This window comes from Bacteroides sp. ET225, assembly GCF_024733745.1.
Lineage (GTDB): Bacteria > Bacteroidota > Bacteroidia > Bacteroidales > Bacteroidaceae > Phocaeicola > Phocaeicola excrementipullorum.
Map to the genome: position 1 here is coordinate 1 of NZ_JANRHN010000004.1, position 17,259 is coordinate 17,259.

The 17,259-nt window shown below is 42.7% G+C and carries 17 protein-coding genes; 9 read left to right on the forward strand and 8 right to left on the reverse strand.

Translation table 11 applies throughout. From position 1 onward, the window contains the following. Positions 1-323: 323 nt before the first annotated feature. The 7 genes from NW212_RS02640 to NW212_RS02670 all read left to right on the forward strand — a co-directional run bounded on the left by NW212_RS02640 (position 324) and on the right by NW212_RS02670 (position 7,765). Positions 324-821, forward strand: coding sequence for an IS5 family transposase (locus tag NW212_RS02640; RefSeq protein WP_258337236.1), 498 nt, complete (start codon positions 324-326; stop codon positions 819-821). A 33-nt stretch (positions 822-854) separates the two neighbouring features. Continuing rightward, a complete protein-coding gene (locus tag NW212_RS02645; RefSeq protein ID WP_258337095.1) occupies positions 855-1,043 on the forward strand; it encodes a transposase in 189 nt (62 codons plus the stop codon). Positions 1,044-1,225: 182 nt separating this feature from the next. After that, on the forward strand, positions 1,226-3,052 hold the full coding sequence (locus NW212_RS02650; RefSeq protein ID WP_258337096.1) for a lipopolysaccharide assembly protein LapB: 1,827 nt from the start codon (positions 1,226-1,228) through the stop codon (positions 3,050-3,052). 307 nt (positions 3,053-3,359) lie between these two features. Then, entirely contained in the window at positions 3,360-5,669 is a 2,310-nt protein-coding gene (locus tag NW212_RS02655) for an outer membrane beta-barrel protein (protein WP_258337097.1), read from the forward strand. Positions 5,670-5,688: 19 nt separating this feature from the next. Beyond that, a complete protein-coding gene (locus NW212_RS02660) occupies positions 5,689-6,474 on the forward strand; it encodes a carboxypeptidase-like regulatory domain-containing protein (protein ID WP_258337098.1) in 786 nt (261 codons plus the stop codon). Further along, positions 6,420-6,752 (forward strand): hypothetical protein, encoded by a 333-nt coding sequence (locus tag NW212_RS02665; protein ID WP_258337099.1) that lies wholly within the window; start codon positions 6,420-6,422, stop codon positions 6,750-6,752. Before NW212_RS02660 ends, NW212_RS02665 begins: the two co-directional genes overlap by 55 nt. Before the next feature lie 98 nt (positions 6,753-6,850). Continuing rightward, positions 6,851-7,765, forward strand: a complete 915-nt coding sequence (locus NW212_RS02670; RefSeq protein ID WP_258337100.1) for an IS982 family transposase — start codon at positions 6,851-6,853, stop codon at positions 7,763-7,765. 66 nt (positions 7,766-7,831) lie between these two features. Here the strand turns inward: NW212_RS02670 and NW212_RS02675 are convergent, their stop codons facing one another. After that, complete coding sequence (locus NW212_RS02675) at positions 7,832-8,656, reverse strand: metallophosphoesterase (protein ID WP_375337938.1); 825 nt, start codon at positions 8,654-8,656, stop codon at positions 7,832-7,834. Between the two features lie 399 nt (positions 8,657-9,055). Between NW212_RS02675 and NW212_RS02680 the strand changes: the two genes are divergently transcribed. Further along, a complete protein-coding gene (locus NW212_RS02680) occupies positions 9,056-9,946 on the forward strand; it encodes a 1,4-dihydroxy-2-naphthoate polyprenyltransferase (RefSeq protein ID WP_258337102.1) in 891 nt (296 codons plus the stop codon). A gap of 2 nt (positions 9,947-9,948) precedes the next feature. Continuing rightward, on the forward strand, positions 9,949-10,431 hold the full coding sequence (locus NW212_RS02685; RefSeq protein WP_258337103.1) for a GNAT family N-acetyltransferase: 483 nt from the start codon (positions 9,949-9,951) through the stop codon (positions 10,429-10,431). A gap of 18 nt (positions 10,432-10,449) precedes the next feature. Here the strand turns inward: NW212_RS02685 and NW212_RS02690 are convergent, their stop codons facing one another. The 7 genes from NW212_RS02690 to NW212_RS02720 form a co-directional block, all read right to left on the reverse strand. After that, positions 10,450-11,781 (reverse strand): nucleobase:cation symporter-2 family protein, encoded by a 1,332-nt coding sequence (locus tag NW212_RS02690; RefSeq protein WP_258337104.1) that lies wholly within the window; start codon positions 11,779-11,781, stop codon positions 10,450-10,452. A gap of 4 nt (positions 11,782-11,785) precedes the next feature. Then, positions 11,786-12,355: a xanthine phosphoribosyltransferase gene (gene xpt / locus NW212_RS02695; protein WP_258337105.1), complete on the reverse strand. Its 570-nt coding sequence runs from the start codon at positions 12,353-12,355 to the stop codon at positions 11,786-11,788. A 184-nt stretch (positions 12,356-12,539) separates the two neighbouring features. Then, positions 12,540-13,175, reverse strand: a complete 636-nt coding sequence (locus NW212_RS02700; protein WP_258337106.1) for a DedA family protein — start codon at positions 13,173-13,175, stop codon at positions 12,540-12,542. Between the two features lie 121 nt (positions 13,176-13,296). Continuing rightward, on the reverse strand, positions 13,297-14,778 hold the full coding sequence (locus NW212_RS02705) for a lipopolysaccharide assembly protein LapB (RefSeq protein ID WP_258337107.1): 1,482 nt from the start codon (positions 14,776-14,778) through the stop codon (positions 13,297-13,299). 21 nt (positions 14,779-14,799) lie between these two features. Beyond that, positions 14,800-15,738, reverse strand: a complete 939-nt coding sequence (locus NW212_RS02710) for a PstS family phosphate ABC transporter substrate-binding protein (RefSeq protein ID WP_258337108.1) — start codon at positions 15,736-15,738, stop codon at positions 14,800-14,802. Between the two features lie 21 nt (positions 15,739-15,759). Then, positions 15,760-16,575 carry an energy transducer TonB gene (locus tag NW212_RS02715; protein WP_258337109.1) on the reverse strand — a complete coding sequence of 272 codons (816 nt, stop codon included), beginning with the start codon at positions 16,573-16,575 and terminating at the stop codon, positions 15,760-15,762. A 28-nt stretch (positions 16,576-16,603) separates the two neighbouring features. Then, positions 16,604-17,257, reverse strand: coding sequence for a biopolymer transporter ExbD (locus NW212_RS02720; protein ID WP_258337110.1), 654 nt, complete (start codon positions 17,255-17,257; stop codon positions 16,604-16,606). Positions 17,258-17,259: the final 2 nt, after the last annotated feature.

The window sequence follows — 17,259 nt, forward strand, 5'->3', positions numbered from 1 at the left end:
TGCATCTCCTTTTTCTATCAAGGACTTGTACGCGGCATTCAGCCGCACAGTATCTATTATGGCATACGCATATTGCGCTTTCACTGAAAGCGACAGAGCAAATGCTGCAAAGAATAATAACAAAGGTTTCATAGATGTGATTGTTTATGGGTTATTTAGAAACTGTTTTGAATTGATTTAAGAATAATGTTATAGGGCTACATACCATTCAGAATCAGCCGGTCAATTGGAAAAATGTTATATCTTTAAAGGTACCAAACAATAAAGTTATGACACAGTATCCAACCCACCTGACTGAAAAACAGTAGCAAGTTATAAAAAATATTTTAGAGCCGCAAGCGAGGAACCGAAAAAATTCGCTTAAAGAGATAATGAATGCCATCCTTTATATCAACAAGACCGGCTGCCAGTGGCGTATGCTTCCTTCTGACTTCGCCCCTTGGCAAACCGTCTATTACTACTTCCGCAAGTGGAAGCTTGAAGGCGTGTTTGAAGAGGTGATGGATGCCTTGCACTCCCTTATCCGTAAACAGGCGGGACGGGAGGAAATCCCCAGTCTTGGCATCATGGATTCCCGAAGCGTAAAGACTTCCCATCATGTTGATTCTGACCGCGGTATAGACGGGAGCAAGAAGATCAAGGGACGGAAAGAGCACATCATTGTCGATACGCTTGGCCTTCCGTTAGCCGTCGCAGTCCATAAAGCCAGCCTGCATGACAGCAAGGGCGCCCCACAAGCCATAGAGAAACTCGCTTATAAATTTCCGCGTCTGGCTAAAATCTTGGCGGATGGAGGCTACAGGGGAGGTTTGGCTGACTGAGTCAAGAAGAAATTCGGATGGATATTGGAGGTCGTGCTCAGACCGGACGAATGTCCGTCCAAATTTCAGGTACTGCCCAAATGCCGGATTGTGGAACGCTCTTTCTCATGGCTGGAAAACTTCAGAAGGCTGACCATCGATTACGAATTCCTTGCTGAAACCGCAGAAGCTATGGTACAGCTTGCATTCATCCAAATCATGCTTGACAAATTTATCGAATGAAATCAAAACAGCTTCAGAAACTAAGGCTATAATTTTTCTTTATTCATCTCAATTTGGATGTTATACTTTAAAAAGAAATCAGCTTATACAATATGAATTAGATAAAAATGCTCGACAAATGTCCCTAAAAAACATAGTTAAAATTAATATTTTTATACTTTTGCATCGAAAATGATGACTATATGAAACAAATAATATACGCTGTTATAATATTACATTCCATTTTGATAAATTCAGGATGCAACGGAAATAAAACAGCAGACAAACTGATGCCGGAACTTGAACAAGCAGAAAAGGTCATGTTTGACCATCCGGACAGTTCATTGCATATATTGGAAAGTATGGAGATTCCTTCGTCACGAACTGATAAGGAGAACCATGCGCTGTGGTGTCTGCTGACCTCACAGGCAAAGGTAAAACAGCTGATGAAAATCTCTTCCGATTCGCTTGTACGGATAGCATACGATTATTACAAGCCTACAAATAATGCCCGTAGAAAGGCAATGTCGGCCCTCTATATGGGAAACATCAATTACAATTTGGGTCATATAGAAGAAGCAATGAAGTATTATTTGGAAGGCAAATCAGAAGTAGAAAAAACGGAAGATTATAAAACAGGATACCTTATAATGTCTTCTTTAGGAAAGTTATATTTATATCGTAACTTAACAGACTATGCACTGGAATCCTGCACAAAGGCATACGATTATGCTGTCAGAGATTCAAACTTACGGTATCAAATGGGTGCATTACAATATTTAGCCAGATGCTATTGTATCTCAAATAAACTTCCCAAAGCGATAGAGTCCTATCAAAGATGTAGTGCAATAGCAGCAGAGCTTGGACTTAAAAATACGGATTATTATTATGACATTCAACGTGAAATAGCTTTAGTGTATACGAATAGTCATAAAATAGAAAAATCTTTGAGTATTTTGCAGTCATTTCCAATAGAATATCGTCCATTCTCATTAATAGGCAAGAACTATTTTCATTTAGGCAAATTAGATTCAGCTTTTTATTATCTAAATAAAGCATTGAATACTGATAATATTTATACAAAGGCATCTATTTATGAATATTTATATAGATTAAGTGAGAACCCTAAATACAACCAATACCTGAAAACTTATTGTGACTCATTATTGTTTTATAATGACTCTATTATTGCTATAGATAAAGGAAAACAAATCATAGCCTATAAAGAAAAGTATAATAATGAAAAATTAATTACAGAAAAACAAAAGTTGGAGTTGGAGAAAGCTAATATCACCTATTGGTGGATGTTTACTGTAGTAATAGTTCTGCTATTGGGTATTTTACTTATTTATATTTATTTGCGTAAGCGAATTACAATACAAAAGAAAGAAGAGGAGTTAACAAGTTTGGCTTTACAACTACATCAAAAAGAACTGGAAGTTGAAAAGAACGAATCATATATTGTAGAACTTCAGTCACAGTTTGCAGAAAACAATAAGAAGAAGGAGCTTTATATTGAGCAGATAGAGGCACTCAAGAATTTGAAAAAAGAAAATGAACGTTTGTCTTTAGAGAAAAATATGCTGCATGAAAAGATTGCTTCCTATTCTATATCTTCTCATGAATTGTCGAATGTAAAGACTTTATCTGATAGACTTCTATTATTAGAAAAAAGGGAAAAAGAATTATGTTCTTTATTGTTGACGCAAATACCATTCTTACGAAATCTTCATTTGAAGCCTGTCTACTTGAATGATACGGAACTAAGTGACATATGTCAAGTAACAGATAATATATTTCATAATTTCACACAACGATTATCAAAAGAAATCTCATCCCTCAGTAAGCACGAAATAATTTTATGCTGTTTGATTAAACTTCGTTTTTCCATCACAGAAATATCTGTTTTTTTGAATATAGCTCCAACATCAGTTTCACGAAGTAAACTTCGCATAAAAACAAAGATTTATTCAGAGTTGGGTGAATTTTCAAAAGAAAAAAGCCTTGATATTTGGCTTTGGGAATATTGAGAATTGCATTTGTCTATATTAAAAAATTGATGCATTCTTAAAATATTGATTTATAAATGTTTATAAATTTTATAATCATTACACTTGTCTATCTCGTATCTATATCATTTTTTGATTTATAATCGTATTAGTATCTATTTTTGCGATAGAAAAGTTAAACAAAATAGATATGCAATTATGAAAAAAGTGTTTTTATTATTCTTATTATTTTTATTTAACAATAAGATATTTTTCAATTGTTCAATAGATAGTGAAGGCTTGACAAAATATCTAGAGACTTTTTTAGGAATGCGTTAAAAATTGAAATATGAGAAAGTTAGTTACATTATTGGTATTATTATTCAATACATTTATAATTAAGGCTCAGAGTATTTCAGGTTCTTTAATTGATGAGAGTGGAAATCCTATAAGTTTTGCCAATGTTGTGTTATTGAATCGTTGTGATTCTTCTTTTGTTCAAGGAACGATAAGTGATGAAAATGGAAACTTTAGTATAGGACCATTTACTGATGAGAATATACTTAGAGTTTCATGTCTTGGTTTTTTACCAATAACAAAAGCTCATACAAATTCTCCGGTAACTATTGTGATGCAAGAAGATATTAATCTATTGAGTGAAGTTGTTGTCAATGGTAATTTACCTGTGACCCGCATGAAAGGTGATGCTATGGTGACAAATGTGGAGAACAGTGTGTTGAGCAAGGCTGGTTCTGCCAATGATGTATTGACCAAAATACCGGGTATTACCAAAAAGCAGGATGCATTTGAGGTTTTCGGGAAAGGAACACCTCTTATATATATAAACGGCAAGAAACTGCATGACTTATCTGAGCTTGAGCGACTTAACTCTAATGAAATCAAGAATGTACAGGTTATCCGTAATCCCGGTTCAAGATATGACGCAACCGTAAAAGCTGTTGTCCGTATTCAAACGGTTAAACGTCAAGGGGATGGTTTCGGATTCAATTTGCGTTCCAGCTATTATCAGTCGAAGAATACGGATTTGATAGAACAGGCAAACTTCAATTACCGGCATGATAATTTGGATATTTTCGGTTCTATATATTACAACCAAATGGAAAGCTGGCAGGATTTCAGTATGAAACTGGAAGAAAGAGGAACAAAAGTTTGGAATCATGATATGAAGAGCAATGGCGAGTTTTATTCAAAGATGCTAAACGGCAATGTCGGATTCAATTATCAGCTGAATGACAATCATACTTTTGGTATGAAATATAAGGCAGGAAAGACTCTGAAGGAAGAGAATCCGCTTTCTAAAGAAACCAATATAAATGTGGATAATATATTCTATGACAACATAAAGGTAAACAGTTGCGATTACTATAATTATGAACCTGACCATGAATTAAACGCATACTATAACGGACAATTCGGAGATGTGAATCTTGATTTCAATGCCGATTATCTTCAGAATGGCAAGCGTAGCAACTCCGTATTTCAGGAAACCAGCCAGACTTCGGAAAGCCGTGATGTCCATTCTGCCAATCATGTAAAGAACCGGCTTGTGGCAGGAAAGCTGACTTTGTCACTCCCATTGGGTGGAGGCGCTTTTGTTGTGGGCAGTGAAGTAACCTATACCCATAGAAATGACGACTATCTGAACGAAGAAAATTACGTGCTGTCTTCATTCAGCAAGATTGAGGAACTCAATGCTGCCGGATATGCGGAGTATAACCGCAGTTTTCCGTGGGGCGACTGGTCGCTTGGGTTGAGGTATGAGCATGTCAAGTTTGACTATTACGAAGACGGCAGGCATATTGACGAACAAAGCCGTACATTCGATAACTTCTTTCCGAATATTTCATTCTCAACTCAATTGGGAAAAGTGCAGACACAGGTGAGCTATACGGCAAAAACTCAACGACCGACTTACAGCGAGCTGAGTAACAATGTGTTTTATTCAGACCGATTTACCCTTCAAAAAGGCAATCCCACACTTCGTCCTACCATCATACACGACCTGACACTTTCCGGTGTCTGGAGATTCCTGCAAATGTCATTGTCCTACTCTCAGACAAAGGACTGGATTCTTAATTGGGGAGAACTGGTAAATGAAGATGCTTCACTGACCATGCTAAGTCAACGCAACTGGGATAAGTCTGTTCCCATGTTTGCCACATTTTTGTCGGCCACTCCTAAAATCGGGTGCTGGTCTCCTATGCTGGGTATTGGAATGCAGAAACAGTGGCTGGTTGTCGATTATTTCAAGGAATCGAAAAACTTGGACAATCCCATATTTACCGCTTCATTCAATAATACTTGGGAGTTGCCTTTAGATATCATGGTGAGCCTTGATTCATACATACAGAGCCCGGGTGCGACACAGAATATTTATTTTGAGAAACCGAACGGGTATGTGAACGTGTCGCTCAGAAAGAGTTTCCTGAATGATGCTTTGAGCGTTGAATTGAGAGGCAATGACATTTTCAATACGAATAAGATAAGCTATAGCATGTATAGCGGCGACTATTATCTGTATCAACAAAGCGTATGGGACAGACAGGAGTTTGTGGTGACAGTCCGTTACAAACTTAATGCAGCCAAGAGCAAATACAAGGGAACGGGAGCCGGAGACAGCCAAAAGAGCCGTATGTAAATTGATTAAGACTGTAAAAATGAAAACTATCAGAATGTTATTAATATTGGTTTGTACACTTATTTCAGTTGGGGTATCGGCACAAACCGTAAGCGGGAAATTGACTGACGAGGACAGCCAGCCGTTGCCCTACGCCAATGTGGTGTTGCTGTCATTGCCGGATTCGGTATTTGTTTCAGGAGCCACATCGGATGATAAAGGAAATTTTATCCTGAAAGATCTATCTTCCCGAAGCTACCTGTTGCAGGTCTCATACATAGGCTACCAGCCGCAGTCCATACTATTAGAAAATCTGGACAGGAAAATAAACTTAGGAGATATCCGGTTGGTGCAGGACGCCATGGCTTTAAAAGGCATAACGGTAACAGGCAGTAATGTGGTGGAAAAAATAGACCGGCAGATTGTGATACCTTCTTCCAGACAGATTAAAGCGGATACGTCCGGTTATGAGTTGCTGGACCACATGCAGCTTCCGGGACTGAAGGTGAACAGTATGGAAAGGAGCATTTCAACCGTAAGCGGAGGACGTGTGCAGTTAAGAATCAACGATATTGAAGCACCCACCGCACAGGTTCAGACTCTGAGGCCGGACGAGGTTCTGAGGGTGGAATACATTGACAATCCGGATATGCGGTATGCCAATACGGATGTGGAAGCCGTCATCAACTATGTAGTGAAGCGCATGGAGTTGGGCGTTGCTGGAGGATTCAATCTGACCAATGCCGTTACGATCGGTTTTGGCATGACAATGTGTATATCAAGGTCAATCACAAACTGTCGGAGTTCGGTTTCAACTACTATGTGAGCTATCGTGACTATAATGACCGTTTTGTGGATGAGAACCAGTCTTTCAGCCTTCCGGACGGAAACCGTAACCGTTATCTGAAAGGCATAACTACTCCTTTCAATTACGCCGACCATTACTTGGAGTTGAATTATAATCTGACCAAACCGGAAAGGTATGTATTCAATGCCTCTTTCACGGACAATATTTTCCGTTCTCCCCATAACGATTACGGTCAGATTATCCGGGAGGAAGGCAAAAACGACATCTATAGTTTTACAAAGAAAATCAATACGTGAGTTCGGGATAAGCTAATAATGGAAAGAAAAACAGGTAATCACAGAAATATTTTGTAAATTTTAGTCTGACAAACAACAACTTACAAAACCAAGGTTCTATGATTACCCAAGACAAAATTACGGATATTTTCTGTATGGTAGATGAATTCAGCAAGAAATTTGATATGGAAATTGCTAAAGGCGAGCTTATTTCTTCAAACGGAATCCGCCGTCGGCATCGTAATGCCTCCCTCTCCGATGGTGAGATTATGGCCATCCTGATTGTATTTCATTTTGGCACGTTCGCCAACTTCAAGCACTACTACCTGCATTATATCAGGGTACATCTGCATCAGGATTTTCCGGATGCGGTATCCTATAACAGGTTTGTGGAACTTGAAAGCCGTGTATTCTTCAAGCTGATGTTCTTTCTTAAACTCTATGCCTTTGGTCGCTGTTCGGGTATCAGCTTCGTGGACAGTACGATGATTCCGGCCTGTCATAACCTCAGGTGCCATGCCAACAAGGTTTTCAAGGGCATGGCTATAGGCCGAAAGGGGACAATGGGGTGGTGCCATGGATTCAAGCTGCACTTCACCTGCAATGACCGGGGAGAAATCACCACCTTCTGTCTTACCGGAGCCAATGTGGATGACAGGAATCCCAAAGTCTGGAACGTAGTTGCCAAAAAGCTGTACGGCAGGCTTTTTGCTGACAGGGGGTACATCTCTCCAAGACTTTTTGAGGACCTTTTTAAAGATGGCATACATCTTGTTACAGGAATCAAAGTGAACATGAAAAACAGACTGATGCCATTTTGGGATAAAATCATGTTGCGTAAGCGTTTTGTCATCGAATGCATCAATGACATGCTCAAGAATACGGCAAAGCCGGTCCATTCAAGACACAGGCCTATCAATAACTTCTTAATGAATTTGGTTGCAGCTTTGGCAGCATATTGCTTTTATGACAATAAGCCCGAAGCATTGCAGGGATATACCATTGAACATACAAGACAATTGGTTTTGTTTTAAGATTATCCCGAACTCACGTAGATCATTAATTTTGCACACTTATTTAACACAAAGATGTTACATCTTTCATTTCTTATGCAGCACTACCAGCACCACTTCACTCGGAGTGAACAAACGGATATCCTTGCGTGATGTCCCCAGTCCGTTGCTGATGATTATCGGGATGCCCCGACTGTTGTGCTTCATCCCGGTGAGAAAGCGGTTGCCATATTTCGAAAAATGGGCAGGCGTCCATCGCTTGAACAGACTGATCTGACCTCCATGCGTATGCCCGGCCAAGGCTAAATCGGTGTTCGAAACATCTGTATCTTCTACGTAATCGGGTGTGTGGGTCAGCATCACGACAAAGTCCTCTGGCTTGAGCGATAACGTAGGAGAAATGCCGTTCCGCCCCAAATCAAACGGATTGCGGATGCCGCAAAGCAGAATAAATTCCTTCCCCTTCCACAAAGTATCCACTTTATGCTCCAGCAGACACACTCCGGCATGTGCCATCGCCCTGCGTACCAGCGTATCCGACTCTCCCCTTTCATGATTGCCCATTACAGCATATGTCCCATAACGGGTGTGCACTTGCGCCAATGCAGAAAACAGTTCATCCATATTGCCGCCGTTTCTTCCACGATAATCCCCTCCCAGCAGCAAGACATCAGCCTCCGTTGCCTGCAATGCACGGATAGCTCCACCCAGCCGCCCGGAAGTAAAACGGCTTTCGTAATGAAAATCCGTTGCAAAAGCCATCCGGAATCCGTCGAACGAATCGGGCAGTTGCTCGCTATAAAAGTCATACCGCTTGATACGTCCCACACCTTTATATTTCGAAAGGGAGGCCGTGGCGCACGAAGAAAGGCAGGCAGCCACCAAAAGCAGGAAAAAGAAATTCTTAAACAATCGTTTCATCATCATTTGTCCGTTATCAGCCGAATGCCTGCCAAACTCCGGCCACGCTCCCGGAAGAGCAGTGCCACCTCGCTAAAAGAAATATGCCCTCCTGGAAAATCCGGCAGAGCCTTTCATAAAGTTTATCTTCAGCTTAGAGATGTGTATCTTCAAGCTAAAAATCTGTATCTTCAGACTGAAGATTTATATCTCTAGGCTGGAGATGCAGATTCCTGCAAAAAATCAGTCGTCTTTTCTTCTGGCCCGAGCCTTTTCTTCCCGCCTCTTGAGCGGCAAACAGCAACCATACGCAATTTGTTAAAATACAGGACTAAGGTAGTCCAATTATTTTGAATATGTCCGCAATTGACAAAATTTAGCTAACTTTGCTTCAACAATAAAAGCATACGAATGGAAACAGTTCAGACAAATTCTTTTAAGGCATGGGTGCTGGCCGCACGTCCCAAAACGCTGACGGCTGCAACCATCCCCGTCATGGCAGGATGTGCATTGGCATACATATACGGACATTTCCAAATTCTTCCGGCAACGCTTTGCCTTCTGTTCGCCTTCCTGATGCAGATAGATTCAAACCTTATCAATGACTTGTTCGATTTTTTGAAAGGGAGCGACCGTGAAGACCGTTTGGGACCGGAGCGTGCCTGTGCGCAAGGATGGATTACGATAAAGGCCATGAAAGTGGGAATCGCCGTTACAACCGGACTGGCTGCAATCACGGGCTTATGCCTCTTGTATTTCGGAGGATGGGAAATGATTCCTGTAGGCATCGCCTGCCTCCTATTTGCATTCCTCTACACCACCGGACCCTATCCGCTCGCCTATCACGGATGGGGCGATGTTTTGGTCTTGGTGTTTTTCGGTTTCGTCCCCGTAGGATGCACATACTATGTAATGGCACACAACTGGAACATGAGCGTGACAATGGCTTCGCTGGCCTGCGGACTGGTTATCGACACGCTGCTGATGGTGAACAACTTCCGCGACCGGAAACAGGACGCCGTCAGCGGGAAACGGACGCTTGTAGTACGCTTCGGCGCACGTGCGGGACTGATTCTGTACTTTCTTTTGGGCCTGCTTGCGTGCTGGTGCTGCTTCTATTTCATTCTGCTCGGAAAGCTGTTTGCCGTCGTTCTGCCGCAAATATACCTGCTGCTACATATCCTGACCACTGTAAAGATGGCGAAAATCAATCACGGAAAAGAGCTGAACCGCATTTTGGGAGAAACATCCAGAAACATGTTCATCTTCGGCCTCCTTCTGGCATTGGGATTAATCTTATGACTATGATACGGCAAGTCAGACTTCAGGATGCTGCCCAGATAGCAGCCATCTACAACGGATATGTGAACGAAACAACCGTAACCTTCGAGCTGGATCCGGTAAGCGACACAGACATGCGTGAACGGATCCGCAAGATTGCCGCGCACTACCCTTATCTGGTGTATGAACAGGAAAATCGGATAATCGGATACTGCTATATCCATGGATGGAAAGAAAAAGCCGCATACAGCCACACGGCAGAAACTACCGTCTATCTGCACCCTTCATTCAAACGCCAGGGCATCGGAAGCTCCCTCATGAAAGCACTGATAGAAGCTTGCGCCAAGCAAGGATACCACACGTTGATTGCCTGCATCACAGAAGGTAACGGTGAAAGCATCGCCCTGCACGAAAAGCTGGGATTCAAACAGGCGTCGCACTTCCACGAAGTAGGATGCAAATTCGGACGCTGGCTTGGAGTTGTTGACTATGAACTGACGCTCTGAGTCCAAAGCAAAAGCCGGTCATTCGTCGATACGAATCAGCAGATTCGCAAGAATGGCTGTAAGTCCGCCCGTCGTAATGCCTGATGAAAAGATGTTACGCACCGTTTCGGGCAATTGTCCCAAGATTTCCGGAACAAGCTCCACGCTCAATCCGAATGCAAAGCTCAAAGCCATGACCAAAGTGGCTTTACGGTCGATTTTCTGTGAAGAAATAATGCGGATTCCGGCCGCAGCCACAGTTCCGAACATCAGCAGCGTAGCTCCTCCCAACACAGGTTCCGGCATTAAAGAGAAAACCAGCCCGACAGCCGGAAACAATCCCAGCAGAATGAGAAAGCCGGCAATAAAGTATCCGACATAGCGGCTTGCAACGCCGGTCAGCTGAATCATGCCGTTGTTTTGCGCAAAAATCGAATTCGGAAAAGAATTGAACATGCCTGCCAGCATCGAATTGAAGCCGTCGGCAAGAATGCCGCCGGACGCACGCTTGACAAACGTTTCTCCTTCGACAGGCTCTCCGGAAATAAGCGAATTAGCGGTTATATCACCGTATGCTTCAATCGCCGTAATCAAATAAACCAGCCCCAGCCCAATGACAGCAGAAAGGTCAAACGAAATGCCATAGCGGAAAGGCATCGGGACATTGAAACCTCCGTAACTCTGGACAGAAGAAAAATCCACCATTCCCAAAACCCATGCAAGCACATATCCCACAACCAGACCGATAACGATTGAACTCATGCGGAGGTAACGGTTGGAACTTCTGTTGAAAAAGATGATGAGCACCAGTACCAGCGCAGCCAGCCCTACATGACGGAAAGAGCCGAAACTGCCGTCTGCCTGAGCCGCAGCACCTCCCCCGCATGCCGTAATCCCCACCCGAATCAGGCTCATCCCAATCAAAGTGACAACTATGCCTGACACCAGAGGAGTAATGACTCTACGCGTATAGCGCAAGACACGGCTGATAAGCATCTCTACAGTTGAAGCGGCTATGCAGGCACCGAAAACGGCACTCAACCCTCCGGTCAATCCCGCCGATATAATCGGTCCGATGAAAGAGAAGCTAGTCCCTTGAATGCATAAAAGCCCGCAGCCAATCGGCCCCAGACGACGGCACTGGATGAACGTGGAAACTCCTGAGGCAAATAATGCCATCGAAACGAGAAATCCGGTCGTTTCCAAATCGAGTTTCAGAGCACCGGCAATGATCAGCGGCGGTGTGATGATTGCCACAAATATAGCCAGCAAATGCTGGAAAGCTGCAAAAAGCGTATCCTTCAAAGGCGGGCGGTCGTTTAACCCATAAATCAGTCCCGCACGCTGCACACCCGACTGCTCTTTTTCCATAAAATCAATCTCTCAAACTGATTTGACAATTGTCCAGACTTTCGATCACGGCCAGCGACTCCACATGAATACCTTGCTCACGCAAGCTGTCGCCTCCGTGCTGGAAAGCCTTCTCAATAAGAAAGCCCATGCCAACAAGTTCTGCTCCCGCCTGACGCACAAGATCGATAACTCCTTTAGCCGCATTTCCGTTAGCCAGAAAGTCATCGATAAACAAAACCTTGTCACCGGGACAAAGATAGTCTTTGCTGACACATACTGTATACGTTGTACCCTTCGTGAAAGAATAGACACTGGTCGTCAGCATATTTTCCATCGTGCTCGGCTTCTTCTTCTTTGCGAAGACTACAGGAAGCTCCAAAAGATATCCCACCATGATAGCAGGCGCAATGCCGCTTGCTTCAATCGTCATCACTTTATTGAAATCGGCACCAGCAAAACGACGTACAAACTCAACTGCCATCGATTTCATCAGTATCGGATCCATCTGATGATTTATAAAGTTATCAACCTTAAGGATACCGCCTTCAAAACACTTCCCGTCCCGCAAAATTCGTTCTTTCAATGCTTTCATATCTCAAACCGAGAAAAAATATAATTTAAGAAAGGGCAAAGTTACAAGTTTTTTCGCGAAAAGGACAAGCGAAGCAAACAAAAAAACGACGGTTGCCGGAAAAGGAAACAAGAATCATCGCGCTCCATACAAAAGAGCGATTCCTGTCCCGGCATACCGCCGCATATGGCTTTAGCCGCCGATATCACTTCTTGAGCTTAGCCCGCACCACTTCAAAAATAGCCGGAAGCAAAGAGATGAAGATGATTGCTACAAGCAACAGCTTAAGATTTTTCTGAACAAAAGGCAGATCACCGAAGAAATAGCCTGCATACGTAAAAAGACATACCCAAGCCAAAGCACCAACCACATTATAGATCATGAAATAATAGTAGTGCATTTTCCCCATGCCTGCAACAAAAGGAGCAAAAGTACGGACAATAGGCACGAAGCGGGCCAATATAATGGTTTTCCCTCCATACTTCTTAAAAAACTCATGAGTCTTGTCTAGATGGCTCTTCTTGAAAATCTTTGATTTAGGATTGCTGAACAGCTTCTGACCAAAATAGTGACCGATCATATAGTTGCATGAATCGCCTAAGAATGCAGCGGCAAAAACGATGAGAGTCAATATATGGACATCAAGAGGCATATCGGGCTGGGCACAGATTGCACCACAGACAAAGAGCAAAGAATCACCGGGAAGAAACGGGGTGACAACCAAACCAGTTTCACAAAAGATTATCAGAAAAAGTATCGCATACGTCCAAAGATGATAGTCTTGAACAACAGCAATCATATGCTGGTCTATATGCAGAATAAAATCTATAATTACATCCATGAGAAATAAACGGTTTAGAAAAAAGAGGACGAGAAAAACTCATTTTTCATCGCCCTCATTTTTCAAATAACAGCTTTTGCCGTGTTAAAATTATGAATATGAAATAGAAAAATAAAATTTCTTATTGCAAGGTTTTAATCCAGTCAAGAGCTTGTTTTGCCGTAGCATTTTCCGGATCAATAGCCAAGTTCTTGTTCCAGTAAATCTTCGACTGTTCAAAATCCTTTATCTGAATATAATAGTAAGCCAAGTAGCTCTGACATTCAATCAGCAAAGATTTTGAAGCATTCGGATTTGCTTCCAGAATAGACAGAGCCTTTTCGTAGTACGGCTTGGCCAGTCCTTGAGTCGTTTCCGGGTCAAGCATCGCATTGGTACGTGCGCGCCAGAAGTAACCCAGGTAATTGTCGGGAACACGCTCGGACACCTGAGCAAATATCGTATCCGCCTCAAACAGATAAGCCTTCTTCTGGATCGTATCTACAGCAGCAATTATCTGATCAGTCTTTGAAGAATCAACCGATGCAACCATAGAGCCGGCAGCCATATAGTTCAAACGTCCCAGCAAGAACAAATCCGTAACTTCTTCTTTTCCTTTCAATCCGTCCAGATAAACCATAAACCAACGGATAGCTTCAGGATAATTCTGTACCTTTTCATTTGCTTCAGAAGCTTCTTTTGCTATTTCCGGATGTTCTTTATCCTTGTCTGCCTTCATGGCCTTGTCAAATTCAGCCATAGCAAGGTCATTGTCGCCATGAGCCACATACAGGCGGGCACGATACAAGAAGTCGAGATATACGTAGTCAGGATTGTTCGGATCCTCAAAGAATTTGTCGGCTGCGGCCAATCCTTCATCATACGATTTAAGTTCGCTCAAATTATACATTCTAAGACGCTTCAGCAAATGGCTGTTCGGGTCAACTTCTATACCCTTGTTGGCCATATCAAGCGACTGATCGTAATTCTTGTTCAAATAAAGCAGCATGGCATAGCGTCCATAGTCAGACTTTTCGGGTTGTCCCTTCTGCATGAACTCATCGTAAGCCTGCTTAGCCTGGCTGTAATTCCCCATCTGGTAGTATGCGACAGCCAGTTCGCGATCTACGTTAATTTCTTCAGGATGCTTAGCTTTCAGTTCCAGCAATTTGTCCACCGACAACTGCGGATTAACGCCTATATATGCACGCGCATATTTGTAATAAGCTTCAAAACAGTCAGCATCAAACAGGATTGCCTGCTCATAATAACCGCAAGCTGTTCCTACATTCTTTTCAGCCAAGGCAACATCACCTGCAAACATGCAAGTAGTAGCAGACTTTGAGTCTACTTTCATTGCACGATCGGCATACTCTTTAGCCTCGGCGTTTTTTCCTTCCTTCAAATAAGCATTTCCGATTGCAACGAGCAATGAAATATTTTTCTTGTTTTTTCCTTTTGCCAATTCATCAAAGCTTTCAGCAGCCGCATCAGGATTATTCTTGATGGTTGCAGCAATCTGCTCAACTTGTTTTGACAATTCAGGAGAAAGCGGTTCCTGCGCATACATGGAAACAGAGAACAGGAAACTGCAGCAAAGCACTCCAAAAACTTTATTTTTCATAATCATATTCTACGTAATTAATTAAAATTCATCTTTAACATTTACCAAACGGACCGGTTGGGTTGCCGGGACAAGTCCCGATTTCAGAATGATACGCTGGCCTCTGTCCTTAGTCAGAAAAGTCATCAATCCGGTAGGCAAACCATTTCTCGGGTCATTTACCAGAATAAAGACATCATGCGTCAGCGGATATTGCCTCAAAGCCAAATAAGCCTGATAAGGCTTGAAGCTGTTCGCCACCGTAGCATGTCCGGAATTACTTACGGCCATAACTCTTACAGATTCGTTGAAAGAAAGTCGAGTTGAATCGCTGACATTCCCGATCCAATTGGCACCGATAACTCCCATCGCACCCGGTGTTTTCGACACATAGTCTATCACCTCCTCATTGGATTTCAAAGCAGTCAGCGTAGAAGCCAGTTTCTGACCCTCGCAGATAGAATCGATAGCATAATGGATAAGTCCGGAGTTTGGATTGTCAAATACGACTTGCAGCTTCCCCAACTTAGACTGGGGATACAGTTCTTTCCACTCAGTAATTTTCCCTGTCAGGATATTACGGAATTGTCCCACTGTAAGCAAGGAGTCCGTATTTGCCGGATTTGTTATCAAAGCAATACCGCTGACGGCCATACGGATTGACTCCGGAAAAAATTTGCGTGCATGAAAAGAAGCGAGTTCGTTTTCTGTCAATCTACGGTTGGCGATAACAAGCCGCACACTGTCTTTAAGCAACAGATTGATGGCTTCAACTTCGCTGCAATAGATTGGAGTAACATTAGCTTCGGGGGTCAACGCCCGATAAACCTGAAGTTCCTCTTCCATGATAGGCTTGAACGATTCATCGACAGCTATCTTGATATCTCCCGAATACATTGTTTCTCCGTCTGTCTTTTTCTGTCCTCCGCAAGAAGCGAGCAGCAGAGAAAGAGCACAACACAAAAAGAACACTCTTTTCATACACGCAAACTGAATGATAAATTATTGCAATTTAAACTGAATCGGCAAAGTATAGTAAACCGGCACGTTACGTCCGTTCTGCTTTCCAGGAATCCACTTCGGCAATGTGCTTACCACGCGGATAGCTTCCTTGTCGCAATACGGGTCGAGTGAACGGAGCACGGTGATGTCTTTAACTTCACCTGTAGCTGATACGACGAAGCGCAAGATTACACGTCCCTGAATACCGTTTTCCTGAGCGATTGTCGGATAGCGCAAGTTCTTTGCGATATACTTCAACAGTTCGGCAGGACCACCAGGATACTGGGGCATCTGTTCTACCATCGTATACGGCTTTTCTTCTTCAACCGGTGCCTGAGTAATGACTTCCTGCAAGTCGGCAATATCCTTACCGTTCAATTCATCGTTACCTTTCACATCGGCGATAGAGATCTGAACCTTAGACTCAGTCAATTCATCCTGACTTTTCAGCTCATCATCTTCATTTACTTCCTCATCCTTCTTGATGACAGGAGCAGTAAACTTGATGGTACTCTTCAAAGCAGGAGGAGGAGCGATCTGCTCAACAGGCTTTACCAGTTCTTCCTGTTTTACCTCAGGTTCTTCCAACTGAGAGAGCTGAGTTACTTCAACATTCACTTCCTTCTGTTCCGGAATAGCCATCCGGATCAGGCGCGGAAGATAAAAGCCCACAAGTGCCACAACAAGCACGATAATAACGGCAGCCAACTGACGGCGGCCCAAATCGCGGCGCATCTTGTACGCTCCATAAGCTTTGTTCTTATCTTTGAAAATGAGTTCACACCATTCCAAAGAAGTTAAATCTATTTTTGACATATCTGTTCTTTATTAGGTGTTACACATTTCAACTTACAGCGTTTGCACTCAGCTGTCCCTTAGAAGTATAGTTGTCGATCAAGAACTGGTCACCTTCTGTAATGTCTACAATCACATACTTACCGATACTGCATATTTGCATTTCGTCAAGTGCATCAATCAGGTTTCTGTAAGTAGACTTGTCGGTAGCCTTAATGATGACAGTCGGCGTATTCTTGCCGGCTTTCACATCGGCAACCTGTTCCTTATACTGCTCTTCCGTAATTTCCAGATTAGCCTTCTTCTGCTTCAACTCTTCCACTTTCTTTACAGCGTCATAGTTCTTGCGCAGCAAGATTGCACGCAGTCCGTCAGCAGTATAAGTCGTTTCTTTCAGAGAAGTGTAATCCTTATAGTTCGGCTCGCCTTCGTAATAATAAAGTTTGTTGTCCGCATCAAGCAGCAGCGTAAGAGCCTGTGAAGCCTTCACCTTATTCTGCTGTTCTTCGGTGATGTCCTTATCATTGGAAGGCATACTGATTTCCATTGTTTGAGGCTTGCTCAAAGAGGTACACAACATGAAGAAAGTAATCAGAAGCATGTTCATGTCCACCATCGGCGTAAAGTCCACGCGGACAGCCATTTTCTTCTGCTTAGAACCTTTTCCTTTCTTGCTCCCTCCATTATCTTGTATTTCTGCCATAT